The sequence below is a fragment of the Parafrankia irregularis genome, assembly GCF_001536285.1.
GTDB classification, from domain to species: domain Bacteria; phylum Actinomycetota; class Actinomycetes; order Frankiales; family Frankiaceae; genus Parafrankia; species Parafrankia irregularis.
The window spans coordinates 1-23,527 of sequence record NZ_FAOZ01000027.1 but is presented as its reverse complement, the minus strand read 5'-3'; the positions used below and the strand labels follow the sequence as shown (position 1 = coordinate 23,527).

The 23,527-nt window shown below is 69.2% G+C and carries 20 protein-coding genes; 6 read left to right on the top strand and 14 right to left on the bottom strand.

What is annotated here, in order from left to right; translation table 11 throughout:
- Positions 1-28: 28 nt before the first annotated feature.
- The 4 genes from AWX74_RS29095 to AWX74_RS29080 form a co-directional block, all read right to left on the bottom strand.
- Positions 29-1,522: an SRPBCC family protein gene (locus AWX74_RS29095; RefSeq protein ID WP_091283378.1), complete on the bottom strand. Its 1,494-nt coding sequence runs from the start codon at positions 1,520-1,522 to the stop codon at positions 29-31.
- Between the two features lie 122 nt (positions 1,523-1,644).
- Positions 1,645-3,216: a class I adenylate-forming enzyme family protein gene (locus AWX74_RS29090; protein WP_165615816.1), complete on the bottom strand. Its 1,572-nt coding sequence runs from the start codon at positions 3,214-3,216 to the stop codon at positions 1,645-1,647.
- An 11-nt stretch (positions 3,217-3,227) separates the two neighbouring features.
- Positions 3,228-3,707: an SRPBCC family protein gene (locus AWX74_RS29085; RefSeq protein ID WP_091283374.1), complete on the bottom strand. Its 480-nt coding sequence runs from the start codon at positions 3,705-3,707 to the stop codon at positions 3,228-3,230.
- A gap of 10 nt (positions 3,708-3,717) precedes the next feature.
- Entirely contained in the window at positions 3,718-5,187 is a 1,470-nt protein-coding gene (locus AWX74_RS29080; RefSeq protein WP_091283372.1) for a coproporphyrinogen-III oxidase family protein, read from the bottom strand.
- Positions 5,188-5,527: 340 nt separating this feature from the next.
- Between AWX74_RS29080 and fabG the strand changes: the two genes are divergently transcribed.
- Positions 5,528-6,313: a 3-oxoacyl-ACP reductase FabG gene (gene fabG / locus AWX74_RS29075; protein ID WP_091283370.1), complete on the top strand. Its 786-nt coding sequence runs from the start codon at positions 5,528-5,530 to the stop codon at positions 6,311-6,313.
- Positions 6,314-6,405: 92 nt separating this feature from the next.
- Here the strand turns inward: fabG and AWX74_RS29070 are convergent, their stop codons facing one another.
- The 7 genes from AWX74_RS29070 to AWX74_RS29040 form a co-directional block, all read right to left on the bottom strand.
- Positions 6,406-7,065 carry a maleylpyruvate isomerase family mycothiol-dependent enzyme gene (locus AWX74_RS29070; protein WP_091283368.1) on the bottom strand — a complete coding sequence of 220 codons (660 nt, stop codon included), beginning with the start codon at positions 7,063-7,065 and terminating at the stop codon, positions 6,406-6,408.
- 129 nt (positions 7,066-7,194) lie between these two features.
- A complete protein-coding gene (locus tag AWX74_RS29065) occupies positions 7,195-7,785 on the bottom strand; it encodes a TetR/AcrR family transcriptional regulator (protein ID WP_091283366.1) in 591 nt (196 codons plus the stop codon).
- Between the two features lie 199 nt (positions 7,786-7,984).
- Entirely contained in the window at positions 7,985-9,607 is a 1,623-nt protein-coding gene (locus AWX74_RS29060) for a toll/interleukin-1 receptor domain-containing protein (RefSeq protein WP_091283363.1), read from the bottom strand.
- 36 nt (positions 9,608-9,643) lie between these two features.
- The gene (locus AWX74_RS29055; protein WP_091283360.1) at positions 9,644-11,251 is read right to left on the bottom strand and encodes a toll/interleukin-1 receptor domain-containing protein; all 1,608 of its coding nucleotides are present in this window, start codon (positions 11,249-11,251) and stop codon (positions 9,644-9,646) included.
- 242 nt (positions 11,252-11,493) lie between these two features.
- Positions 11,494-12,597 (bottom strand): phosphotransferase family protein, encoded by a 1,104-nt coding sequence (locus AWX74_RS29050; RefSeq protein ID WP_091283358.1) that lies wholly within the window; start codon positions 12,595-12,597, stop codon positions 11,494-11,496.
- 34 nt (positions 12,598-12,631) lie between these two features.
- Positions 12,632-13,849, bottom strand: coding sequence for a cytochrome P450 (locus tag AWX74_RS29045; protein ID WP_091283356.1), 1,218 nt, complete (start codon positions 13,847-13,849; stop codon positions 12,632-12,634).
- Positions 13,846-15,021 (bottom strand): Rv3169 family protein, encoded by a 1,176-nt coding sequence (locus AWX74_RS29040; protein ID WP_091283354.1) that lies wholly within the window; start codon positions 15,019-15,021, stop codon positions 13,846-13,848. Before AWX74_RS29040 ends, AWX74_RS29045 begins: the two co-directional genes overlap by 4 nt.
- 479 nt (positions 15,022-15,500) lie before the next feature.
- Here AWX74_RS29040 and AWX74_RS29035 point away from each other — a divergent pair, with 479 nt between their 5' ends.
- The 5 genes from AWX74_RS29035 (at position 15,501) to AWX74_RS29015 (ending at position 20,416) form a co-directional block, all read left to right on the top strand.
- Positions 15,501-16,058: a nuclear transport factor 2-like protein gene (locus AWX74_RS29035; protein ID WP_091283353.1), complete on the top strand. Its 558-nt coding sequence runs from the start codon at positions 15,501-15,503 to the stop codon at positions 16,056-16,058.
- A gap of 90 nt (positions 16,059-16,148) precedes the next feature.
- The gene (locus AWX74_RS29030) at positions 16,149-17,000 is read left to right on the top strand and encodes an SDR family oxidoreductase (protein ID WP_091283351.1); all 852 of its coding nucleotides are present in this window, start codon (positions 16,149-16,151) and stop codon (positions 16,998-17,000) included.
- On the top strand, positions 16,997-17,911 hold the full coding sequence (locus tag AWX74_RS29025; protein WP_091283349.1) for a cyclase family protein: 915 nt from the start codon (positions 16,997-16,999) through the stop codon (positions 17,909-17,911). Before AWX74_RS29030 ends, AWX74_RS29025 begins: the two co-directional genes overlap by 4 nt.
- A gap of 158 nt (positions 17,912-18,069) precedes the next feature.
- Entirely contained in the window at positions 18,070-19,248 is a 1,179-nt protein-coding gene (locus AWX74_RS29020; RefSeq protein ID WP_226930931.1) for an acyl-CoA dehydrogenase family protein, read from the top strand.
- Entirely contained in the window at positions 19,238-20,416 is a 1,179-nt protein-coding gene (locus tag AWX74_RS29015; protein WP_091283344.1) for an acyl-CoA dehydrogenase family protein, read from the top strand. Before AWX74_RS29020 ends, AWX74_RS29015 begins: the two co-directional genes overlap by 11 nt.
- A gap of 58 nt (positions 20,417-20,474) precedes the next feature.
- Here the strand turns inward: AWX74_RS29015 and AWX74_RS29010 are convergent, their stop codons facing one another.
- From AWX74_RS29010 to AWX74_RS29000, 3 genes are all read right to left on the bottom strand, one after another.
- Positions 20,475-22,118 carry an AMP-binding protein gene (locus AWX74_RS29010; RefSeq protein ID WP_091283342.1) on the bottom strand — a complete coding sequence of 548 codons (1,644 nt, stop codon included), beginning with the start codon at positions 22,116-22,118 and terminating at the stop codon, positions 20,475-20,477.
- A gap of 67 nt (positions 22,119-22,185) precedes the next feature.
- Positions 22,186-22,935, bottom strand: coding sequence for a crotonase/enoyl-CoA hydratase family protein (locus AWX74_RS29005; protein WP_091283526.1), 750 nt, complete (start codon positions 22,933-22,935; stop codon positions 22,186-22,188).
- Between the two features lie 165 nt (positions 22,936-23,100).
- The coding region (locus AWX74_RS29000) for an HNH endonuclease (protein WP_131799561.1) at positions 23,101-23,527 on the bottom strand (427 nt) is incomplete at its 5' end.

Genomic DNA, 23,527 nt, shown 5'->3' with positions numbered 1-23,527 from the left:
CCCGTCCCGCCGGCCGGGGCGGCCCTGCTCACGGCTGGCCGGCGGAGCGGTCCAGAGCCCGCCCGCAGGCGTCCACCGTCGCCCGGCTGTTGCGTTCCAACAGGTCGGCGACCAGGGTCTTCCGCCGCCGGAGCTCATGCGCACCGGACACCTCCGCGGAGCCGTCGCGATCGAGGACCACGGTGTGGTGCGAGATCACCTCGCTGCCGCCCGCGATGCCGCGGACCTGCCAGTGGCCCGCATGGCGGAGCATGGCCGGCGGTGGCTGTGGCTGGAAGTAGGTGATCGACAGCGTCCGCTCGTCACAGTGCCGGACGCTGCGGATGCACTCCAGCTCACCGGCCGACCCTGCCGTACCCGGCGCGGTTCGTACCTTCATCGTGAACTCCTGGTGGGCGCCGTCGTCGTAGAGCACGTCCAGGGAGTCGAGATGATCCAGCATCGCCGGCCAGCCACCGATGTCGGCCAGCAGCGCGAAAACCCGGTCAGGGCTGTGCGGCAGGCGGTAGCGGCTGGTCAACGACACCAGCGCTTCGGTGTTCTCCTCGACGAAGGCCCGGATCGCGAGCATCTCGGCGGCGGCGTTCCCGTCGACGAAGTCACGGACGAACGCCGCGGCCTCGGACCGGGTGCTGATCCCGTCACGGATACCGCGGACGTCGGCCAGCAGCCGCCAGTGGCGGTCCACCGTCAGCAGGCAGCGGCCGTTCTCCAGCGGCACGACCCGCCAGACACCGTGCATCGACTCCAGGAAGGGCATCGGCACCGGAAGGTCGTACTCGACCCGCCGCACGGAGTCGACGTAGCGGCGGCGGGTGTTCCAGGCGACCGGCCTTCCGTCCTGCTCCGCCTCGACGCGGACCGTTTCCTGGTCATCGGAACGCTCCAGCACCGAGGTGCCGACGCAGGCGGCGAACAGGCGGGGCCAGGAGTCGGTCGAGCGGATCAGCCCGTACACCGTGTCCGGATCCGCCCGCAGGACCACCGAATGACGTAGGAAGCCGTCCAGTCCGATCGCGTCTCCCCCATCCGCCTGCGCCGCCCCGGCCGCCGCCCGATGCGCCGCGCCACGGAGGTTACCCAGCTCGGTGCGGGAGTTCGCGTCGATCGCCGCCCCGATGAACCGCTCGGCCTGATCATGGGTCGTCACGCCCTCGACCTGGCCGCCGATGTCGTCGCACAGGTCGTAGTCATGCTCCAGGAGCAGCACGCACTGGGTGGCGTTGACTCCTATCACCCGCCACGTGGTGGTCATCGCCTTCACCAGCGGCATGGGCACGACGACGGTGGCCGACACACCGAACAGGTCGGTGTGGAACCGGCGGTGGGACTGCCAGGTCATCGGTTCGCCGCCCACGAGCGCGGAGATCTCGATGTGCTCCCCGTCGGGCTCTTCCGACAGGACGGTGACGGACTGGCACGGCTCAAGCAGCGTCGGCCAGTCCCGGCTGCGGCGGATCACGTCGTAGACCTGTTCTGGAGGCGTGTCGCAGACGATGGAGTGGCTGGCGTGATATCGCACGGCTGGTCTCCCTCAGGACGGGCTTGGTCTGGTCGACGGTGAGCGGTCGGAGCGTGGGCCCCCGGAACACAGGGCCCCGGAGCACAGGGCCTCCGGGGGGCCTGCGCTCAGAACGCGGCGTTTCAGAGCGGGAACAGCGCCTGCCGGTCGATCGCCCGCTCGGTCTCAGCACGGAGGATCTTGTCGTTTCCGCTCTTGGGAAACGGATCCGCGCTCGCGTAGATCAGATCAGGCCATTTCTCCCTGCTCAGCCGGGGAATCAGGAACTCGGCCGTCGCCCGGCGCAGCGCCGCCGGGCCGTCGTGGGTGACAGGCCCCCACAGGCAGGCGACCGGCGTCCGGGTGTGATCGTTCTCGCCGCCGCCGCTCAGGCCGACGACGACGACCTCACCGACACCCGGCATGCCGGCGAGGACGGTCTCGACCTCCTCCGGATAGATGCGGTGGCCGTCCTGGCTGAGCACGCTGGTTCCGATACGGCCCTTGAGCAGCAGATCACCGTCCGGGCCGAAGGCGCCCATGTCGCCGGTGCGCAGCCAGGGACCCGGCGGGTCGAGGCGACCGGTCGTGATGTCGAGGTAGCCGTCCATCATCAGGTCGCCGCGCACGACGATCTCTCCCACGCCGTCGGGATGGCCCGGCAGTGGCTCGAGGCGGACCCCCACGGTGCGGTCCGGCCGTCCGACGCAGTAGGTGTCCTCGAATCGTCGCTGCCGGTGCGCGGTCTCGTCGAGCCAGCAGAACGGGCCGTAAGTCTCGCTGAGGCCGTAGCCCTGCACCCAGTCGCACGGCATCAGCCGGCGGCCGAGTTCCAGCAGCCGATGTGGCATCGGAGCCGCTCCGTAGGCGACGACCCGCAGGCAGGACAGGTCCGTGCCGCCGGCGACCACGGCCGCCACGAACCGCTCCATCGCCACCGGCCGCAGCATGATGTGGCTGGCACGTGACCGGGCGACCTGCGCGGGCCAGGTGGAGACGTCCCGGCCGTCCGGGATGATCAGCGTCGCGCCGTGCGCCAGCGCGCCGAAGGAGAAGATGACGCCGGTCGTGTTGTTGAGCAGACCGGACATGAACACCCGCGCGTCGGAGCCGAACGCGAGCCGCTCCGTCACGGCCATCACCCGGCGGGCGACGACGTCCTCACTCAGGCTGATGGCCTTCGGAGCGCCGGTGGTGCCGCTGGTGAACAGGACCAGGAATCCGTCCACGGGATCGGGACACGCGATGGGAAGCGTCTCGTCGTCCTCGTCGTCCTCGTCGTGCCCGCTCGGGGCATCCAGGTCGCTCAGGGCACCCAGGTCGCTCAGGCCGACGAGGCGCGGACAGACCGCCCGCAGATCGGCGAGGCCGACGCCGTCACGGCGCTGGTGCACGACGGCGTCCGGCCCGGCGGCGGTCGCGATGGACCGCCACTCGGGCACGGCGGCCGCCGCCAGGTTGTAGGGCATCAGCACCCGCAGCCCCAGCGCGCTCGCCGCGGCCAGGGTGACCACGGCATCCAGGTCGTGGTCACAGACCAGCAGCACCCGGTCGCCGGCGGCGACACCGTGGTCCAGCAGCCGGCGCGCGCGTCGGGTGACCGCCGCGCGCACCTGACGTGCCGTGTGGGTGGCCCCGGCGTGTTGGACGCAGGCGCCGAACACGCCGGGGCGGGTGCCCCGGTCCAGCAGGGACACGAGCTTGTCGGGAGACACCGCGGATGGCCTCAGTTCGCCACGATCTCGGCGAGTTCGTTGAGCGCGGTGGACAGGCCGCTCTGCAGATGCGGCCAGATCTTCACCCCGAACATCTCCACCGCGTCCTCGGCGATCTCCGCGCGGACCTCATGGGTGAGCCGTACCAGCCCGCCGAGTGGCTCCATGCGATGACTCGTCCGGATCGTGCCGAACGGCAGGACGGTCTCGTCGGAGAACTCCTCCCCCTGGGTGACGGAGGTGATGGTGACCTCCATCGGCTGGCCCCCGGCCGGGGTGAGGGTGAAGGTGTTGCCGGCCTTGAAGTTGCCGTGCAGCTTCGTGCTCTCGATGCCGGTGTCCCAGCTTTTCCAGGCGTTGACATCGACCCACACCGCCCAGATGTCATGCATGTTCGCGCCGACCGTCACCGTCGCGGACGCGAGGAAGTCCTGGGTTCCGGCCCTCACTGCGCCTGACTCCGGCGCTTCGGGTTCCCGTACGTCGGTCATCGTCGGCCTCCTACGCCGTCGCGAGGGTCGGGTCCGCGTCGGGCGCGGCCGGGAAGAAGGTCACGCCCCGGTCGCCCAGCCAGTACTCGCGGCTGTGCGCGCCGACCTCGACCATGACGCCGTTCAGGGACCAGTTCGGCTCGTTCAGGGAGTCCGAGTCGTTCCAGAACGACGGGTTGAAGAACTCGAGAATGACGTTGGTGTGCCAGATCAGCCCGAGCTGGGTCAGTCGCATCCGGTCGTCGGTCAGCTCGACGAGTCCCTTGCGTTCGAGCCGCGCCAGTTCGTCGGTGAAGTCCTCCAGGAAAGACGTCCCGAACTTGTCCCGGTAGAAGGAGTACTCGATCTCGTAGTAGAGCAGAGCGAAGACGACGTACCGCTCGCGCTCGACCCGGGGCGAGAGCTCGTCGGTGATGGTGCTGATCAGGAAGTCACCGCTTTCCACGGCGTCGATGTACTTCTCGACATCGGTCTCGGTGCCCAGGCGGTAGCCGTCGAAGTAGCTGTAGGAGCCGGGGCCGACAGCCAGGGTGTCGATGTACACCTTCCAGTTCCAGTGGTTGTACATGTTCTCGTAGCCGGGCTTGCAGAAATGGTCGACCATGTACATGGTGTAACCCATCTGCTCGGCTATCTCGACGGCCTCTCGATACATCGCCTTCACCATCGGGCCCTCCGGGTCCTTCGGCGCGCTGAGCCGGCCCCGGCTGATGAGCTTGTCCTGGATGGTGTCCCGGTGAATGCGGTAGAGGTAGATCGTGAAGTGCGGCACGTCGAGCGTCGCCAGCGTCTCCAGGTCACGCTTCCAGATGTCGAGCGTGTGCCCCGGCATGTTGTACATGAGGTCGAGCTGGATGTTGCGGAAGCCCCTGGCCTGGAACGCCCGGATGACCCGGGCACTGTCCTCGGCCGCGTGCGGCGACCCGATGACCCCGAGAATCTCGGGCTGGAACGACTGGACACCGAGACTCAACCGGTTGATCTTCGACTGCGCGACGTACTCGATCTTCTCGTCGTCGAAGTCGCGCGCGTTTCCCTCCAGCGTGAACTCGGCGTCGTCGGCGACCTCGAACAGCTCGTGCACGGTGTCGACCAGGCGGCGCAGGCTGCTGGTCCGCAGGATGCTGCCCGTCCCCCCGCCGATGAAGATGGTGCGGATGCGACCGGTGCCGAACTTCCGGTACGACGCCCAGTGGCGGAGATCCCGCACCAGCGCGTCCACGTACCTCTCCTCGCGGCCACGGGAGTCGTTCTCGGGCAGCAGGCTCGCGAAGTAGGGACACGACTTGCAGCGCGTGCGGCAGAACGGGACGCCGATGTAAAGGACGAAGTCACCGCCGTCCTGGTGCATGTCGATGTGGCTTTCGAGCCACTCCTTCCCACCGGTGGTGCGATGCATTCCCGGCGGGTAGAGGATGAACGGCAGGTAGCACTTGCGGGGATACGGATCAGTGCGTTCCTCGTGCTCTGTCAGTGTCATCTGCCGGCTCCTCGCGCAGAGTGAGCCTTTCCATCGTCGACTCGGACGTGCGGCGTCCCTGACCGTCGGCCGTGAGATGGAAGGGGCTCAGCGTTGGACTTTCGGGCCGTTCGGGTGGTGCCGCCGCGCTCCAGCGCGGCCGACGCCACGATCGCTCTGGTTTCTCGAAGGCCGGTCGGAACGCACTCCATGGCTGCGTCCAGTGCCGGGCCGGCGATCACGGAGGCGGCTTGAGCACGATTTGAGCGGGCCCGCCTACAAACGGCTCGACCGACACCGGTCACGAAGAACCGGATCCGACGCGGCCCGGTCCGGACCGGTCCGAAGGAATGGAGCAGACATGGTTGCCAGTGCCCGGCGGGTCGCCCTTGTCACCGGAGCCACCAGTGGAATCGGACTGGAAACTGCCCGCGCTCTCGCCGCCGAGGGCCACCGCGTCTACGTCTGCTCGCGCCGCGCCGAGGCCGTCGCCGTCACCGTGGAGAAGCTCGCCGCGGAGGGCTGGGAGGTCGCTGGAGATGCCTGCGACGTGACGTCGCCCGCCGCTGTCGACCGCCTGGTCTCCGCCTGTGTCGAGCGTTTCGGCCCGATCGAGATCCTGGTGAACAACGCCGGCAGGCCCGGGGGCGGTGCGACCGCCGAGATCGACGACGAGCTCTGGCGCGACGTCATCGACACGAACCTCACGAGCGTCTTCCTCGTGACCAAGCGGGTGCTGACCATCGGCGGTATGACGCGGCAGCCCTATGGGCGGATCATCAACATCGCGTCGACCGGAGGAAAGCAGGGCGTGGTGCACGCAGCGCCCTATTCGGCGTCCAAGCACGGCGTGGTCGGTTTCTCCAAGGCGCTCGGCCTGGAACTGGCCAGAACCGGAATCACCGTCAACGCGGTCTGCCCGGGATTCGTCGAGACACCGATGGCCGCACAGGTCCGGGAGCACTACAGCGAGATCTGGGGGGTGGAGACGACGGAGGTGCACGAGCGGATCACCACCCGGGTTCCGCTCGGGCGGTACGTCGCCGCGGACGAGGTCGCCGCGATGGTGCGCTATCTCGTCAGTGACGCGGCCGGCGCGGTCACCGCGCAGGCCCTCAACGTCTGCGGCGGCCTCGGCAACTACTGAGCCGCCGGGCGACCGTCTGCATCTGCCCCCCGTGACAGATGCAGACGGGTCACCACAAGTGGCTCAGTCGTCCCGGCGGCGATGGGGTGTCATCAGGGCTCCTGGGTGGGCACGAGCCCGTCCCGCAGGACCCGCGTTCCTTCACCGGACAGCCACTCCACCGCGGCCGTCCGGCCGGTGAGCAGCAGCAGGATCGCGTCCATGGGACCGTCGACGGGCACACCCTCCCCGACGCTCCAGTCCGCGTCGGACGCGGTGAGTCGCAGTCCCCTGAGTCGTTTCCTGGGGAAGAAGGGGTAGCCGAAGGACGGGAAGGCAACGGACCAGACCCGGTCGGCGGCGACGGCCGCGGCGTCGGTGGATGTCTCGAGGGGCCGGTCGAGGGGAATGGCGATGTCCAGGCCGTGCACCAGGATGTCGATGAGGGTTTCCCGGTAGGTGACGCCCACGTTGTGCTTTCGCGAACCGACCATTCCGCGAATCTCGGCGATCATCTGCTCGATCGGCATCTCCGCGCGCAGGCACGCCGAGCGGTGGATTACCCGCTTCATCCCGCCCGGTGACCGGGCAGCCATGCGAAGCGCCGCGCCCGGCCCTGTCTGTTGCAGGGTCAGATGGGCCGCCACATCCCGCACCGTCCAGCCGCCGCACAGCGAGGGCGCGCGCCATTCTTCGTCGGTCAGTTCCTCCAGGAGATCAGCGACCCGTAGCCGTTGGGTGTCGATGGCCTGCCAGGCGTCGTCGATGTTCATGTCTGTTCCCAAACGCTTGGTGGGGTCTCCGCGCCGCGACCCCGCGGAGGCATGGCGAGACAAGGTGTTCGGGAAGTTCCCGGCACCGAGATCGGTCATGGTGCGCCGGGCGCCTGGCACCCGAGCTCATCAGGAGCCGCTGGCCTGTGAGCCCTGCTCATGCTGGGTCTGGATCAGTGATCTCAGCAGCGCGTCGAGGTGCGCCGTCGGGTCGAAGTCCGGGTCGGGGATCGCCAACTGGTGGAGAACGAGACCGGTCAGGTAGTTGCCGACGACATGGAGGTGGTGGTCGGGGTCCGTCGACCCCACCAGGCGCAGCCAGGTGGTGAACCAGGCGTTCACCCGGGCGCCTGAATCCGCCAGCCGCTCCCGCAGCTCAGGCCGACGGGAAGCCTCGACGAGGATCGCGTACCGGGACAAGGTCAGCGCCCGCTCACGACCCGCGCTGTCACGGGCGAAGGCGGCCAGGGCCTTCGCCAGGTCCGTCGTCGTCCGCGGCGCCAGGTGCGCGGCCAGCTCCTCGAAGTTCGCCCGCTCCCGTGCCGGTACCCGCTCCACGATCGCGTCGAACAGCGCCTCCTTCGTCCGGAAGTAGTTGGACGTCGACCCCGCGGGCAGGCCTGCGGCGGCATCCACCGCGCGATGCGTCAACGCCCGAACGCCCTGCTCCCCGAGCAGGCCGATCGCCGCGTCAAGAAGGTCATCCCGCCGACTGGCCACGACGGCACACTACATCCATAGTAGATCTCACCGCAAGTGTAGTGGTGGTCGCGAGACGCCACGCCTACGCCTTGGCTCTGTTGGATCACGTATTCGACAGCGCAGCGCATCTTTTTGTCCACACATCCCACCACACGCAACTGGCCCAACGCGGACCGCGGGATCGGTGCGGACCGGGGCGGTCAGCCCGCGAAAGTGGTCAACGTAGCCGCCACAGCATCGCGCCGCCGTTCGTACCAGCGGCGAGCGTCCGCCCGTCCGGCGCCATAGCCAAAGCGGCCACCCCGCCGGATCGGGTGGGCAGGATGATCTTTCTGCTGGGCCGGTCCGGAGCAGTGACGTCCCAGAGAATGACCGTTGCGTCCCCGCTACCGGTCGCCAACGTCAGCCCGTCTGGCGCGAAAACCACGGCGTTGACCGAGCTGGTGTGGTCTGCGAGGTCGACGAACGTCGGCTTCGCGAGGTTCGAGACGTCCCAGACCGTCGCGTTTCGGTCGTCGATCCCCGTTGCCAGCAGTCGTCCATCGCCCGAGAACCCGATGGCGTGCACGTAGCCGCCTCCTTGGCGCAGGTTCGCCAGGCGTTGCGGACTCGTCGGGTCGCGAACATCCCAGAGCATTACGCTCCCGTCCCAACTGCCGGTGGCGAGCGTGCGCCCGACCGAGGTGAAGGACACGGCCGGCACAGGCGAAGTGTGCTCGGTCAGCACGGCCAGCGGACGCACCGATACCGCCTGGCCACCGGCCGCAGATGCAAGTGCCCCGGTGACATCCCACAATGCCACCTTCTCGTCGTAGCTACCGGTCGCCAACAAGCGCCCATCCGCAGAGAACACTGCGGTATACACGACGTCCTCGTGCCCTATCAGCGTGACCAAGGCCGTTGAGCGGACCGGGTCCGAGGTGTCCCACAGCACGACGGTGGCGTCGCCAGCCGCCGAGGCGAGCAGCCCACCCGCGGCGGAGAAGGCGACCCCGTTCACGCCGTCGGAGTGTCCGTCCAACGTCGTGGCGACGACCGCGGCAGGCGCCGCCTGTGCTGCGGCGTCGACCACGTCCCAGAGGATCACCGAACCGTCCTGGCTACCGGTCGCCAGCGTACGCCCGTCCGGCGAGAAGGAAATCCCCGTGACGCCGGCCGTGTGACCGGCGAGCATGCTCGACGGCGGCGTCGATTCGTAGGCTCCGCCGTCGCCGCCGAACACCCCGGCCAGGACGATCCCGGCCGTCGCGCCGCCGGCCATGGCCGCAGCAGTACCTGCGGTGGCGGTGTAAAGAATTCTCCGTCGCGACAGACCGGCGGCTGGGACGGTGAATCCATCTCCGGGGTAGCGCGCCCCATCACCTCGGGCGGGGCGCGGGCCGGGGAAGGGTGGTGGTGCAAGCGGCTTCAACCGTCCGGAAACCAGCGACGTGAGATTGTCCCGCAGCCGCAGCCGGGCTTCGTGTGCTTCACAACCGAACAGGTCGAAGGAAACGATCCCACCCAGCGGTCCCGGACGCTCGCAGTCCTCAAGCCGGATCGGTATCAGTTTGCGATCGAACCCCCTCGGATCCTTCCGGTGAGCGTCCTCCCATTCGGCCTGGCCGTACACCGACGTGAGATAGCGGGCAGAAAGCAGTGCCAGCACGTGGTCTGAACTGGCCACGCCGTCGATCATCCGCTGCGTCCAGACCGTGCCTGGAACAAAATCCCACACCTGGATGATGGACTTACCGCCCATCGACTCGACCTCCCAGGCCACCCATTCGGCCCAGGCCTGGTCAGCTCTGGTGTAGGAGATGAAGAAAACCCGATGAGCCAACAGCGGCTCGGACGCCATCTCTGGCCCGGTTCCTGTATCGCGGCCCACCCGACGTCACCGACTTGCAGTCCACAGCCGCACAACAGGATCGGCGTTGGCCGTCACCAGCAGGCAACCAGCCGCAGCGAACGCGGCGAAGTCGGCTTCCTGTTCGCCCGTGTCGATGCTGCTCGCCCGGCTCGCCACGCCCTTCTCGATGGTCATCAACACGATCTCGTCGCTGCCGTTGCTCGCCGAGGCGAGCAACCTCCCATCGAAGGAGAACGCCAGCGAGGCGATGTCTGCTGTGGATCCGACGACTGACCCGTGCCTGCGTGGTCGTGCCGGATCGGTCACATCCCACAAGGTCACCTCGTCGCCGAACCGACCCGCTGTCGCGAGTGTCCGTCCGTCCGAGGAGAACGCCACCGCCACCATGTCACCGAGATTGGCCGGACGACCGACGAGGGTCGACCGACGCACCGGCCGAGCAGGGTCGGTGACGTCCCAGAGCCCGGCGGAGTCACCTAACCTACCAGCCACTGCCAGGACCCGGCCGACGGGAGAAAAAGCCACCGAGTCCACGGTGCCGTCCTGCACGGCGTCCTCCAGCGCACCGGCCCGGAACGGCCTCGACGGATCAGTGACGTCCCAGAACTCCACGGCTTTCACAGCCCCCGCCAGACCGCCGATCGCGAGAATCCGACCGTCAGCGGACAACGCCATCGTATAGACGATGGTTATCCGGCCGGCCATCGTCGACGAAACAACTGGAGCCGCCGGGTCTGAAATATCCCACCACGCCACGGTCGCAACATCACCGGTGACCGCCGCCAGAGTTCGACCGTCCCGACCGAAGGCCATGCCACCCACCACACCGGCGCCGGCGACATAGAGTTCGCCCACCTCGACCGCCCGAGCGGGTTCGGCGACATTCCACAGTGAAACAACACCATCGTTCCGGCGGAGGGCGAGCAACCGACCGTCCGGTGCCGTCACGGCGTCGTAAACCCGGGCACCACCAGTATCGATCACGCCGACCTCGGTGAGCCGCACACCACAGCCCGACTTCTGGGAACCGCCGGCCGTGAGCCGTGGCATGATGATCGTTACGATGACGGCAACGCCCGCCATCACCGCCGCTGCTACCAGACCTTTCCCTCTGCCTCGCGGAGTACGCCACCACGGGCCTTGCCGCGACCCGCTTCGGGTAACAGGCGACGCATCGATCGCAGCACTGACCACCGATACGAGGGCGGCGCCCGCCGAACTGTCGCTCCGGCTCAACAAGTCGACCATCGGGGTCCGCGATCGGCCAAGCGGCCCGGGAGGCACAACACCGTCTTCCACCCGCACCAGAACCACGACACCGCGTAGTCGCGGTGCGCCGACCCGCTGCCGCTTCAACCGTGCGACATCCGCCGCCCAGCCGGAATCGAGGTAGGCCGAGGACAGCACGACCAAGACCACATCGGCCTCGACCAATCCACGCAGCGACGCCCTCCGGCGGTTCACTCCCGGAAGGAAGTCACCACTTCTGTTGAGGACCTCACAGGGAAGGTCCTCCATCTGGTGGTCAATCCAAGCAGCCCAATCCCGATCTTCCTCCGCATAGGAGATCAGCAGCTTGACCGGCTCACGCAGCGCGGCCGTAAGCGAAGGTCTGGCAGTTCCGTCCCCCATGCGCGGATCATGCCAGATCCAACGACTCGCGATCACATCACGTACTTGCGTGCGAGAATCGGCCAGTGTGTCGCGCGAGCTGCGACCCCGGGAATCTTCCCTACCGGCGCGTCCGGAGGAAAGTCTGTCTCCACCTCGGTCAGGTAGTTCGTATGGGGCGATATCCGGCGCGGACGGCGGCCATCACAGAAACCACTGCGGGGTTGATCGCACCGCAGACCATCCGCAGCCCCATCCGAAACTCAGGCGGACGAACCCGCGGCGAGGCGGTCGCGGACCTCGCGATAGCGTTCGCGGCCGGCCAGTACCGGGCCGGTCTCGAGGTCCTCGTCGACGCCCAGGTCGTGTAGCGCGGCCCGGGTGAAATGCGGAATGGCTAGGCCCATCTGCGCGAAACGCAGCTCGTCGCTGGCTCCGCTGTCGAACAGCATCGCGCCGACGAGCAGGATCACGCAGGTCTTGAAGGTCTGGAACGCCTTGTACCACTCCCGGTGCCGGACCGGGAGGCCGGTCAGTTTCTCGTAGTAGGCGAGGGCCTCGTCGAAGGTGAGCGCCCCGGGCCGGCCGGTGATGAAGACCGGCGTCGCCCAGAACAGTTCGAGGTAGCCGAGGTCCGCCAGCGGGTCGCCGAGGGCGGTGAGTTCCCAGTCGAACACGCCGGTCACCTCGCCGTCGACGAAGGCGAAGTTCCCCGGTTTCACGTCGCCGTGCACGAGGGTGACCGTCTCCGAGGGCGCGGGCTGCTGCTCTCGCAGCACGTCGAGCAGCCGTTCCAGGGCCGGCAGCCGGTCCTTGCGCACCCGGTGCAGCTCGGATGCCCAGCGCCCGAGCTCGTCGTCCAGGTAGGTCCGGCCGTCTCCGAGCGCGACCAGGCCGCTTTCCCGCAGGTCGACCCGGTGGATCGCGGCGATCTGCTCGACGATCCCCTCCGACATGCGGCGGATGGTGTCGGGGCTCGCGTCGAGCTCGGCGGGTATTCGGTCCTCGTATACCTCGCCGGGCACCCGCTCCATCACGTAGAACGGGCGCCCCAGCACGGAGCCGGACGGCTCCAGCCACAGCACCGCCGGGCTGCGGACAGCGCTGTTCTCCAGCCCGCGCAGAATGGTGAACTGCCGTTCCATGTCGTACGGCTCGAGCAGCCCGGGGCTTCGCGGGCTGAGCCGGAGGACGACCTCCCGGCGGTGGTCGGCGCCGCCGGCGTGCCACGCGAGGGTGAGCACGCTGATCTCCGCCGAATAGCCGAACGTGACCCGGTCGGCGTTCTCGATCCGGACGTCGGTGGCTGCCGGCATCTGGTCCCGCAGCCACGCGGCTAAACGTTCGAGACCGTAGTCGTCCCGCATGGTGCACCTGTTTCTTGTCGTCCCCGCCGGCTGGTCAGCTCGGGGTGAACCGGATGCGGATCTGGTCGTACGCCCGGGTGAAGGTGGCGGGGAGAACTTTCGGCTCGGTCGGGTCGACGAGCTCCCAGTCCGGCATCCGGCGCAGCAGTTCCTCGAACATCACCCGCAGCTCGAGGCGGGCCAGATGCGCGCCCAGGCAGACATGGGTGCCGAATCCGAACGCCACATGCCGGGGAGCGGTCCGGGCGACGTCCAGGGTCTCCGGGTCGGCGAACACCCGCGGGTCGCGGTTCGCCGCCGGGTAGAGCAGCAGGAGCTGGTCGCCGCGGCGGATGTGCTGGCCGTGTAGCTCGTGGTCCTCGGTCGCGGTGCGCCGCATGTTGAGCACCGGCGACACCCACCGGATGAACTCCTCGACGGCCTTGGACGTCAGCAGTTCGGGCCGCTCGAGCAGCAGGGCCCGCTGGTCCGGCTGCAGGGCGAGGTCGCGGATCATCGTGCCGATGACGGTGCGGGTCGTCTCCGCCCCGCCGTCGAGCACCAGGAGGATCTCGTCGAGAACCTTCTTGGTGTTCCAGTCGGGACGGTTCGCCCACACCGAGATGAGATCGTCGCGTGGCTCGGCGCGCCGGGCCTTGACGACCTCGAGAGTGCCCTCGTAGAAGTCCTTGATGAGCGCGGGGATCTCCGGATGTGTGACGTGCGGTGGCCCGTCCGGTGATGTCTGGCCGGAGAGCAGCATGATCTGCTCGGACCAGTGCCGGACCCGCTCCCACTGGTCCCTCGGGTAGCCGAGGAGATCACTGATCATGATGGCGGGCAGGCGTGAGGCGATCGCCTCGATCGCCTCGCACTCCCCGAGCGGGGTCACCGCGTCGAGGATCTCCGTGACGACGTCGCGGACGTGCTGCTCGTGCCGGCGCACCGCGCGCGGGGTGAACTGGCTGGCGACGAGATTGCGCTGCGCCTGGTGGCCAGGGTCGTCCATATTGATCATGGACAGTTCTTCGCGCAGGTCGATGTGGGGGCGGGAGCCTTCGTAGGAGGAGTAACGCACCCCGTCCTTCTCGACGGTGACGACATCCTCGAAGCGGGAGATCACCCACAGCCGCTGCACCGGATCCCAGAAGACCGGCGCCTGCTCCCTTAACCACCGGTAGGCATCCCACGGATCAACGTAGAACTCCGGGTCCAGAACGTTGATCCGCCGCACAAAGTCGCCCTCGGTCTCGGTCACGGCCGCCGTCGTCATGAGTACGACACCTGGTGGTCCGAGTCGGCGGTGAGGCCGAGCTCCGGCCATTCACCGCCGATGATGCTTTCCATGATTCCGTAACCCACCGCGTCTCCCTCCCGGACCCGGACAGGCGTGTCGCGGAACTGGCCGAGCTCGCGCAGCGACTCGTCCGACCAGCAGTCCGCGATGTACTCGCCGTCCAGGTGCAGCTTTCCCTTCCAGCTTCCGTGGATCTGGCCCTTCCACTCGCCGTAGAGCCCGGTCTTGAGGAAGAAGCCGGACTCCCCCAGCGCCTCGACCTCGATGACCCGCTGCTCACCGGACTCCATGGTCAGGTGCAGCTCGCCACCCTTCACGAAACGGGTGCGCGGGTCGTAGGCCATGTGCGGCTCGGCGTGGCGCACCGCGTTCTGCCGCCCGCCCGCCTCGTTCACGTAGGCCGACGTGTAGCCCCAGGCTCCGCCGGCGATGAAGATGGCCGTCTCGTAGTACGTTCCGTCGGCGCGGCGAAGGAACACCGGCGCCCATTTCATGAGCCCCTTCACCGGGGCGGCGCCCGGCTTCGGCGTGGCTGAGCGGCGTGGCGCGAGATCGGTGGGGGCGGCGCCGACGGCCTGCCGCACACCCCAGGAATGATCCCGGTAGCCGAACCACGTCTCCGGGCGCACCTCGTACGTCTCACCGTTGACGGTGACCGTGCCGGAAGCCCAGCCACCCTGGTGATAGCGGACGATGTTCACGTCGACGCGGCCGGTGTGCCGGTTGCGGACGAGGTTGCGATCCTCGAAGAACGGCTGCGTCACCCCGGACAGGACCAGGTCGAAGGAGATCGGCTGGATGTCGTTCTCCGCCAGCCGGAACCGCACCTTGGTCAGCGGATCGATGATCTCGTACTCGATCGGGCCGATACCCATCAGCTCGGGCGCGGTGCGCAGCTCGCGGCTACCCCGGACGGTCCATTGTTCGCGGCCCCGGGAGACGCCGGCGAAACCGTCGATGATGCCACGGTTCTGGTACTTCCCCAGGCCGAAGTCGACCTGCAGCGAACCGTCGACGCTGGCGAGCGAACCCCAGATCTTCTCGGTCCAGGCCAGGTCGGACTCGGACACCGTGGCGAACGTGTCGACGATCTGGTGGGTGAGAGTCTCGTCCGCGCCGCGCAGCGCTCCGATGTCCTTCGGTGCCATCTGGCTCATCCCCTCAAGAGCTATGGGCGCGGCTGGCGACTGGCGGAGACTGCGCCGGCCGGCCGCTGCACAGCTACTGCGGCTACTGATGCACTCGATCCCGGTGACGAGCGCCGCTTCGGTGCCGATGCCGGCGGGCAGGGGCACACCCGCCGCGGCGGAGCGGCATCTCGTCAGACAGGACCTCGTCAGGCAGGGCGCATGGACGCAGCGGCCGTGCCGCGCCACCATGACCCATGCGTGACATGGTGGCACATAATCTCAATTTTGTCTCACCTCGGACGTCCCCTCCTCCCACCCGGCCGGTCCGCGGGCATCGAAGGGTAGGACATCAAGTGCCACTTGTAACATGGTCGGTCAAATGGTTAGCTCTGTCGCGTACGCCCTCCGAGCGCGCGGCACCGGCCCCCAGCCAGTGGTAGCCCTTCGCGACAACCGCTCGCCGGCGATCCGGAAGGGAACAGGACCCGGGATGATGGATGGACACTGACCCAGCGGCATCGATCGCCCGGCTCCGCGACCGGCTCGCGGCAGCCCAGGACGATCGCGAGCGCGCCATGCTCGCTGTACTGGAACGCCGCGTGACCGCCGAGATCGTCGGTGACCTCGAGGCCCTCGGCGCGGCCGTGACGCCGGACTTCGTACTCAGGTCCCATCCGGCCGGCGGGCTGACAGGCGAGGGGCGCGACGCGTTCGTGGCCGGTTTCGCCGCCGGGCTGGCCCGCGCCTATCGCATGCTGTGGATGGACTGGGACCATCTCGCCGTCGACGCGGTGACCGGAACCATCGCCGCGGACGGCCTGATGCGCATGGTGCTTCGTGGCCCGGCCGCGGCGGCGATGTACCCCGACTCCGTCGACGATCCGTCGTCGGACTACCTCGCCAGCACACCGATGGCCATCTATGTCACCTTTCGCGACGGGCTGATCGCCCGCGAGGTGACCTATGCCGACAACAGCGCCACGGTCGTCACAAGACACACCGGCACCGGCACCGGCACCGGCACCGGCACCGGCACGAACGTAAACGTCAAATAGTCAAACAGTCGAAGGCGGCGGCCAGCTCCCGGTCTGGCCGTCATTGTCGTCGTACGGCGGCAACTGGTTTCCGGGTCGGAGGGTGGCGACATGGTTGGCTCGGTCGAGGGGCATTCCATCCTGGTAACCGGCGGCGGGACCGGGATCGGTTCAGGGATCGCGGCCGCACTGGCCCACGAGGGTGCGTGGGTCACCATCTGCGGGCGTACCCAGGCAACCCTGGAATCAGCCGCGGAGGGCATCAACGCGAAGGTCGGCCGCGAGGCCGTGACCTGGCACGTCGCGGACGTCACGAACGAGTCGGACGTCCAGCGGGTCGTGGCGGCGGCGGCGCAGTGGCGTGACGGGCTCGACGGTGTCGTCGCGAACGCCGGGGGCGGCGGTGCCCTCGCCCCGCTGCACCTGCAGAAGGTCTCCGAGTTCGAGCGTGTCATCAGCCTGAACGTGATCGGGACGTTCCTGCTCGCGAAGCACGCCGTGCCGATCTTCGCCCGCGCCGGCAAAGGCTCCTTCGTCGGCCTCTCCTCCATCGCGGGGCACCTCACCCATCCGTTCTTCGGCGCCTACCCCGTCGCGAAGGCCGGGGTCGAAGCCCTGATCCGCAACGCCGCGGACGAGTACGGCGAGGCCGGTATCCGTTTCAACGCGGTGCGCCCCGGTCTCACCGCGACCGAGATCATGGGTTTCGTCCAGCCCGGCACACCGGTCTACGAGAGCTATGACGCCAACAGCCCGCTCGGTGGCGCCACACAGGTGGACGACGTCGCGCAGTTGATCGTGTTCCTCCTGTCGGATCGCGCGAGCCGGATCACCGGCCAGATCGTCAACATCGACGGCGGCACCAGCGTCCGCCGGGGGCCGGACTGGTCCGCCGTCGTGGAGCCCCGCTTCGGCGGTCACGAGGTCGCCCTCGGCCGCGCCGAGCCACCCGCCAAAGGATGACCAGGGACTTCCGCGCGGTTGGCCGTGACCTGTCGAACTGGGGGCGCTGGGGAGCGGACGACGAGATCGGAACGCTGAACCTGATCACGCCGGCTCGGGTCGCCGCGGGGGCGGCGCTGGCGCGGACGGGACGTGTGTTCGATCTGGGGTACACCCTCTCCTCCAAAGGCCCGCAGATCGGATTGGGCGGGCGGGTGAACCCCGTCCATCTGATGTCGATGACGGGCCAGTCCGTGTATCCCGACGGTGCGGGGTTCGCGGACGACTTCATCGTCATGCCGTTGCAGTGCGCCACGCAGTGGGACGGCCTTGCGCATGTCTTCTACGACGGCTTCTGCTACAACGAAGTGCCCGCGTCGTCGATCACCCCGCAGGGAGCTGACAGGCTCGCCATCGACCGAATCGCGCGGGGGGTCATCGGGCCGGCCGTGCTCGCGGACGTGGCGCGTTTCCACGGCGTCGACTGCCTGGCGCCGGACCACGGGATCAGCCCAGGCGAACTGGACGCGACCCTCGACCGCCAGGGCGTCACCCTGGCACCCGGCAGCATCCTGCTCGTGCGTACCGGGTGGACACGGCGGTTCACCGAGGGCTCGGCCGCCGAGTTCATGAGCGGCGAGCCCGGCCTCACCCTGGAGTGCTGCGAGTGGCTTCGTGAGCACGACGTGGCGGCGCTGGCGGCCGACAACTGGGCGGTCGAGCGGTATCCGACCGGCGATCCGGGTGCCATCATGCCGGTGCATTACGTCCTCATCAGGGACATGGGGATGACACTCGGTGAGATGTTCGACCTGGAGGCGCTCGCCGCGGACTGCGCAGCCGACGGAGTTTATGAGTTCCTCCTGGCAGCGCCGGCGTTGAAGGTCGCGAACGGCGTGGGGACACCCCTGAATCCGTTGGCGGTGAAATAGCGCCGATTCGGCACCGTCCCTGGCAGGCCTGGCGTGCGCTCAGCCCTCGGTGGGCAGCGGTCACTGGAGCGACGACATCACGACTGCCGGGGCCGGCCTGGCCGCCACCGCGACTTGACGGGGGGCATCGGGGCGCAAGAGTATCAATGTTGACACCAATGTCGAGATTGGTACGCCTCGGCAGCCGGCAAGGCACAGGAGTTGACGCCGTTCTGACTACCACCTTCGCCTCCGACGACATCGTCGCGCTTCGCGACGCCCTGCGCGGGACCCTGGGGACCGTCTGGCAGGAGCTTCCGTCGACGGTCGAGACCACCTGGCGTGAGCGGTGGGAGCCCCTGGCCGAGCTCGGCCTGCCGGGCTTCTGCGTTCCGGAGGCCCGGGGAGGCTTCGGCCTGCGGGTCGACGCCGCCGTCACCGCGGCCATGGAGCTCGGAGCCGCTCTGCATCCCAGCCCGTTCGCCGGGCTCACCGCGAGTGCCCACGCTCTCGCCGAGGCCGCGCAGAGCGCCGAGACCGCGCAGACCGCAGGGGCCACCGGCACCGGCGGTGATCCGGTCGTGGGCGGGCTGCTCGACGACATCGCCGCCGGCGCACGCATCTGCGCGTTCGGCCGGCTCGGTCCCGACGGTCGGACCGCCCGGCTGGTCGACGGCGGACCCGACGCCGACGCGCTGCTGCTCCTCGACCGCACCCGCGACGAGCTACTGCTCCTGGCCGACCCTGGCGACTGGAGCGGCGAACCGTCCCGGCACGGTTTCGACATCACCAGGACCTGCGCGGATGTCACGGTGACCGCCGGCCGCGGGCAGCGCATCGCGGCACCGGTTCACGCCGACGCACTGTACGAGCTGCTCCTCGCCGCCGACGCGATCGGCGGCACCCAGCGGGCGCTGGACCGCACCGTCGCCTACACCGGCCAGCGCCAGGCCTTCGGCCGGCCGATCGGCGGGTTCCAGGCCGTCCAGCACCGGCTCGCCGACCACGCCGTGCGGGTCCGCGGCATGGCGCTGCTCGTCCATGAGGCGGCCCGGCAGTTCGACGCCGAGCCCCAGTCGCAGGAGCAGGCGCCGTCACACGCGCCGTCACAGGCGCAGGAGCAGGCACGGGCGCGGCGGATCCGGCGGGCCGTCGCCCTCGCCTCGCTGAGCGTCAGCTCGGGCGCCGGCCACATCCTGCACGACCTGCTCCAGCTGACCGGCGCCATCGGCTTCACCTGGGAGTACGGCCTGCACCTCTACCAGCGCCGGGTGCACCAGGACGCCCGCCTCGCCGCGAACCCGCGAGCGGCCGCCCGCTCGCTCGCCGACACCGAAGGATGGACCGATGCGCACTGACCTCGAGGAGTACCGCGCCCGGGTCCGTGCCTTCATCGCCGAGCACGGCGTGCCGATGCAGGGCGAGGGGGTACGGGTCCCCGCGGACGCCGACGAGGAGCGGGCGATCCGGGAATGGCTGCGGGCCCTGTACGAGGCCGGCTTCCTCGGTGCCGGCTGGCCGGTGCAGTGGGGTGGCCGCGCGGACCATCTCCCCCAGCACGACCTGGTGCTGATGGAGGAGCTCATCCGCGGCGATGTCTACCGGCCGCTCGACCAGGTGATGCTGGCCAGCCACGCCATCATCGAGTTCGGCTCCGACGAGCAGAAGGCCCAGCTGCTGCCGCGTATCCGCGCCGGCGAGCACGTCTGGTGCCAGCTGTTCAGCGAGCCGGATGTCGGCAGCGACCTGGCCTCCCTGCGCACCCGCGCGGAGCCGGACGCCGCCGGGGACGGGGACGGGTTCACCGTGACCGGTCAGAAGATCTGGAGCACCGACGCCCAGTGGGCCGACATGGGCATGCTGCTGGCCCGCACCGACCCGTCCGTGAACCGGCACGCCGGCATCACCGCGTTCGTCATCCCGATGGACCTGCCCGGCATCGAGATCCGGCCGATTCGCGAGATGACCGGTTACGCCGAGTTCTGCGAGGTCTTCCTGGACGGTGTCCGCCTCGGGCCCGAGCACGTGCTCGGCGAGGTGAACGGCGGCTGGAAGGTCGTCACCTCGGGGCTGGCGTCCGAACGCGCCTTCGTCGGCGCGAACTCGCTGCAGCTGGAGCGGATGTTCGACGACCTGGTCGCGCTGGCCCGCGCCGCCCGGCTCCCCGACGGCACCGCCGCGCTGGAGCATGAGGACACCCAGGCCACCCTCGCCGAGGCGCTCGCCCGCGTCGAGGAGGTGAAGCTCATCGTGCGCGACACCGTGGAGCGGATCCTGGTCGACGACGAGCATCCCAGCGACGGCCCCGTCGCCAAGCTCGCCTACACGGAGACCAACGTCGCCCTGACGGAGATCGCGATGGGCATCATCACCTCGTCGGTCGCCATCGACGAGGCCGGGGCGGCGGTCGCCGACCGCTGGTACCACAACTTCCTCTGGGGTCGGGCCCTGACGATCTCCGGCGGCGCCTCGGAGATCATGCGCGGCCTGATCGGCCGCCAGCTCCTCGGCCTGCCGCGAGCATAGGCAGCCAGGCCTCCCCTGCTCGCGCGTACGTCCGGGCGGTACGCGCGAGCAGGGGGGCCTACGCGGTGTAGCGCGGCGCGATCTGCCGTCTGATCTGCGCCTTGATGATCTTTCCGGTGGAGGTTCGGGGGAAGTCCTCGACGACCTCGACGAACTCGGGCAGCTTCTGGCGGCCGAGTCCCGCGGCGAGCAGCAGCTCGCGGATGTCGTCGACGTCCCGCACGGCCGATCCCGGTGCCAGGCGCAGCAGCGCGCACGGCTTCTCCCCGAGGCGGGTGTCGGGAACCGCCACCACGGCCGCCTCCAGGACCTCGGGCATGGTCTTGAGCAGCAGCTCCTCGACCTCCGCGGCACTGATGTTCTCACCGCCGCGGATGATGATGTCCTTCTTGCGGTCGGTGATCGTCAGGGCGCCGTCGGCGTCGAGAACGCCGATGTCCTCCGTGCGGTACCAGCCGTCGGCGTCGAAGGTGGCGCGGGTGAGCGCCGTGTCGGTGTAGCCGATGCAGCAGTCCGGGCCCCGGCTCCAGATCTCGCCGGGCTGGCCGACGGCGACCGGCTGGCCCTCGTCGTCCAGCAGCTTCAGCTCGACGCCGTCGAGGGCGACGCCGTCGGTGCGCAGGCGCAGCCGCTCGTCGTGCTCGTGACGCGACCCGGTGATCGACGGATGCTCCGTCGAGCCGTACATGCGCACGACGGAGACCCCGGCGGCCTTCGCCTTCTCCGTGACGGCGACGGGCACCGCCGCACCGCCAAGCCCGGCGAACCGCAGGTAGCGCAGATGCTCGTCGGTCAGGTCCGGGTGGTCGAGCAGGCTGGTGAGGAAGTAGGTCGCGCCCGAGCCGGCCGTCAGCCCGTACTCGAGCATCGTCGCGAGAACCCGGGCCGGATCCCAGACGTCGATCAGGTCGACGGAGTCGCCCCGCAGGACCGGGATGAGCAGCGCGCCGATCATCCCCATGAAGTGGCCGACGGGTGTGCCGGTCAGCGACGGCAGCCCACCGTTGGCGCCCATCGCGCCGAGCTGGCGCGCCTCCGCTCCCAGGGTGTTGTGCGAGTGGATGACGCCCTTCGGGTCGGCCGTCGTGCCGGATGTGTACGCGACCAGCACCGGCGCGTCGGGGTCAGGCGCGGCTGGTTCGGCCAGCGCGGGCCCGCCGGTGAGCTCCTCGAAGGTGACCGCACCGGCGGGCAGCCGCCGGACGTAGGCTCCGACCACGCCGACGACCTTCAACGACGGCGCGTTGGCGCAGACGCTCTCGAGGTCGTCCAGGTAGTCACGGCGGCCGAAGCCGGCGGCCGTGACGAACGCCGTGACCTCCGTCCGGCGCAGGATGTAGCCGACCTCCTTCGGGCCGTAGAAGTGCACGATCGGCACGACCACCGCGCCGAGGAAGGTGCTGGCGTAGAACGCCGCCGCGGCCTCGACCCAGTTCGGAAGCTGGAACGCGACCGCGTCCCCCTCCCGCACGCCACGCGCCGACAGCCCGCCCGCCAGGGCCAGAGCCTGCGCCCGCAGGTCACCGAACGTCCCCGCCCACGGCCGTTCCTGGGAGTGGATGCGGACGGTCTGCTCGGCGTGGGCTCGCAGCGCCGCGTCGATCTTCACGCCCATCGGCGTGTCGTCCCACAGCCCGCGGCTTCGCCACTGATCCGCCAGCTGGCCGGGAACCGGCCTGGTCACCCAACGCGGATCGGACACGGCGACTCCTCCTCGTGACAGGCAGACAGGCAGGCAGGTGGACGGAGCGTGGACGCAGCGTCGTGGCTCAGCGGCCGACCCAGTTCGGCGGACGCTTCTCGGCGAAGGCGCGGGCCCCCTCCTTGGCGTCCTCGCTGCCGAACACCGGCGCGACGGTCGCCGCGATGCCGTCCCAGTCGGCGGCGGTCAGCTCGCCGACCATCATCGCCTTGGTGACCTGCACCGCCAGTGGCCCGTTCGCGGCGATCTGGTCAGCCAGCTCCAACGCGACGGGCAGCACCTCGGCGACCGGGACGACCCTGTTGACCAGGCCCATCTCCCCCAGCCTGGCGGCGCTGACCGGAGCACCGGTCAGCCCCAGCTCCAGGGCCAGCGGCAGCGGGATCCGCTGGGGCAGCCGGGTGCCCCCGCCCGCGGCGATGAGGCCGCGCTTGACCTCCGGCAGACCGAAGCGGGCCGACTCGGCGGCCACCAGCAGATCACAGGCCAGTGCCAGCTCGAAGCCGCCACCGACGGCAGTTCCGTTGATAGCGCCGATGATCGGCTTCGGGAACACCCGCCGGGTGAAGATGCCGATCCCGGGACCGTCGATGTCGGCGACGGTGCCCGACAGGAACGCCTTCAGGTCCATGCCCGCGCAGAAGACCCGCTCACCCGCACCGGTCAGGACGACGGCACGCACCTCGTCGTCCTTCTCCGCCTGCTCGAACGCGTGGCCGAGCCCCGACATGGTGGGCGCGTCGAGCGCGTTGGCCGCCTCTGGCCGGTTGATGGTGACCACCATGACCGGACCGCGCCGGTCGACGTCGACGGACATGGCTGCTCCCTTGAGGACAATGGCCCCGACATCAATGTCGACATCGACGTCGATCCGAATGTTCCTGACCATAGCGGGCCAACCCGCCCCTCGCAACGCACCGGGATGTCTCCCGGACCCCGCGAAGACGAAAGGGGCGACTCCGACTCGGCCAGCATCTCCGCGCTAGGCGGCGGGGTGGTTCTGGAGGAGTACGAAGAGGGATTCGCCGAGGTTGAGCCGGCCGCCGTTGCGGGTGGTGACGGCGTCTGGTGCGACGTGTTCGGTGTCGTCGGCGAGGGCGGTGGTGGGGTGTTCCCCGGGTGTGACGGGTGGTGCGGGGGTGAGGGTGCGGCCGTCGGGGAGCAGCGCGGTGGTGGTGCCGTCGGGGGTTCTGCGGAGCACGATGCCTTCGTCGTGGAGGTGGCGGTGGTGGGTGCCGCAGAGGAGGGTGAGGTTGTCGAGGTCGGTGTGGCCGCCGTTGGCCCAGCCGGTGAGGTGGTGGATGTTCAGCCATCGGGTGTGGTCGCAGCCCGGGTACTGACAGGTGCCGTGGTCACGGGCGTGGACGGCGGTGCGTAGCCGGCTGGTGGGGAAGCGGTGGCGGCGGCCG

What these genes read in the sequence shown, in the direction of transcription:
- AWX74_RS29085 (WP_091283374.1), bottom strand. Translation starts at nt 3,707, where the DNA reads ATGACCGACGTACGGGAACCCGAAGCGCCGGAGTCAGGCGCAGTGAGG.
- AWX74_RS29080 (WP_091283372.1), bottom strand. Translation starts at nt 5,187, where the DNA reads ATGACACTGACAGAGCACGAGGAACGCACTGATCCGTATCCCCGCAAG.
- fabG (WP_091283370.1), top strand. Translation starts at nt 5,528, where the DNA reads ATGGTTGCCAGTGCCCGGCGGGTCGCCCTTGTCACCGGAGCCACCAGT.
- AWX74_RS29070 (WP_091283368.1), bottom strand. Translation starts at nt 7,065, where the DNA reads ATGAACATCGACGACGCCTGGCAGGCCATCGACACCCAACGGCTACGG.
- AWX74_RS29060 (WP_091283363.1), bottom strand. Translation starts at nt 9,607, where the DNA reads ATGGCGTCCGAGCCGCTGTTGGCTCATCGGGTTTTCTTCATCTCCTAC.
- AWX74_RS29055 (WP_091283360.1), bottom strand. Translation starts at nt 11,251, where the DNA reads ATGGGGGACGGAACTGCCAGACCTTCGCTTACGGCCGCGCTGCGTGAG.
- AWX74_RS29050 (WP_091283358.1), bottom strand. Translation starts at nt 12,597, where the DNA reads ATGCGGGACGACTACGGTCTCGAACGTTTAGCCGCGTGGCTGCGGGAC.
- AWX74_RS29045 (WP_091283356.1), bottom strand. Translation starts at nt 13,849, where the DNA reads ATGACGACGGCGGCCGTGACCGAGACCGAGGGCGACTTTGTGCGGCGG.
- AWX74_RS29040 (WP_091283354.1), bottom strand. Translation starts at nt 15,021, where the DNA reads ATGGCACCGAAGGACATCGGAGCGCTGCGCGGCGCGGACGAGACTCTC.
- AWX74_RS29035 (WP_091283353.1), top strand. Translation starts at nt 15,501, where the DNA reads ATGGACACTGACCCAGCGGCATCGATCGCCCGGCTCCGCGACCGGCTC.
- AWX74_RS29030 (WP_091283351.1), top strand. Translation starts at nt 16,149, where the DNA reads ATGGTTGGCTCGGTCGAGGGGCATTCCATCCTGGTAACCGGCGGCGGG.
- AWX74_RS29025 (WP_091283349.1), top strand. Translation starts at nt 16,997, where the DNA reads ATGACCAGGGACTTCCGCGCGGTTGGCCGTGACCTGTCGAACTGGGGG.
- AWX74_RS29020 (WP_226930931.1), top strand. Translation starts at nt 18,070, where the DNA reads ATGTCGAGATTGGTACGCCTCGGCAGCCGGCAAGGCACAGGAGTTGAC.
- AWX74_RS29015 (WP_091283344.1), top strand. Translation starts at nt 19,238, where the DNA reads ATGCGCACTGACCTCGAGGAGTACCGCGCCCGGGTCCGTGCCTTCATC.
- AWX74_RS29005 (WP_091283526.1), bottom strand. Translation starts at nt 22,935, where the DNA reads ATGTCCGTCGACGTCGACCGGCGCGGTCCGGTCATGGTGGTCACCATC.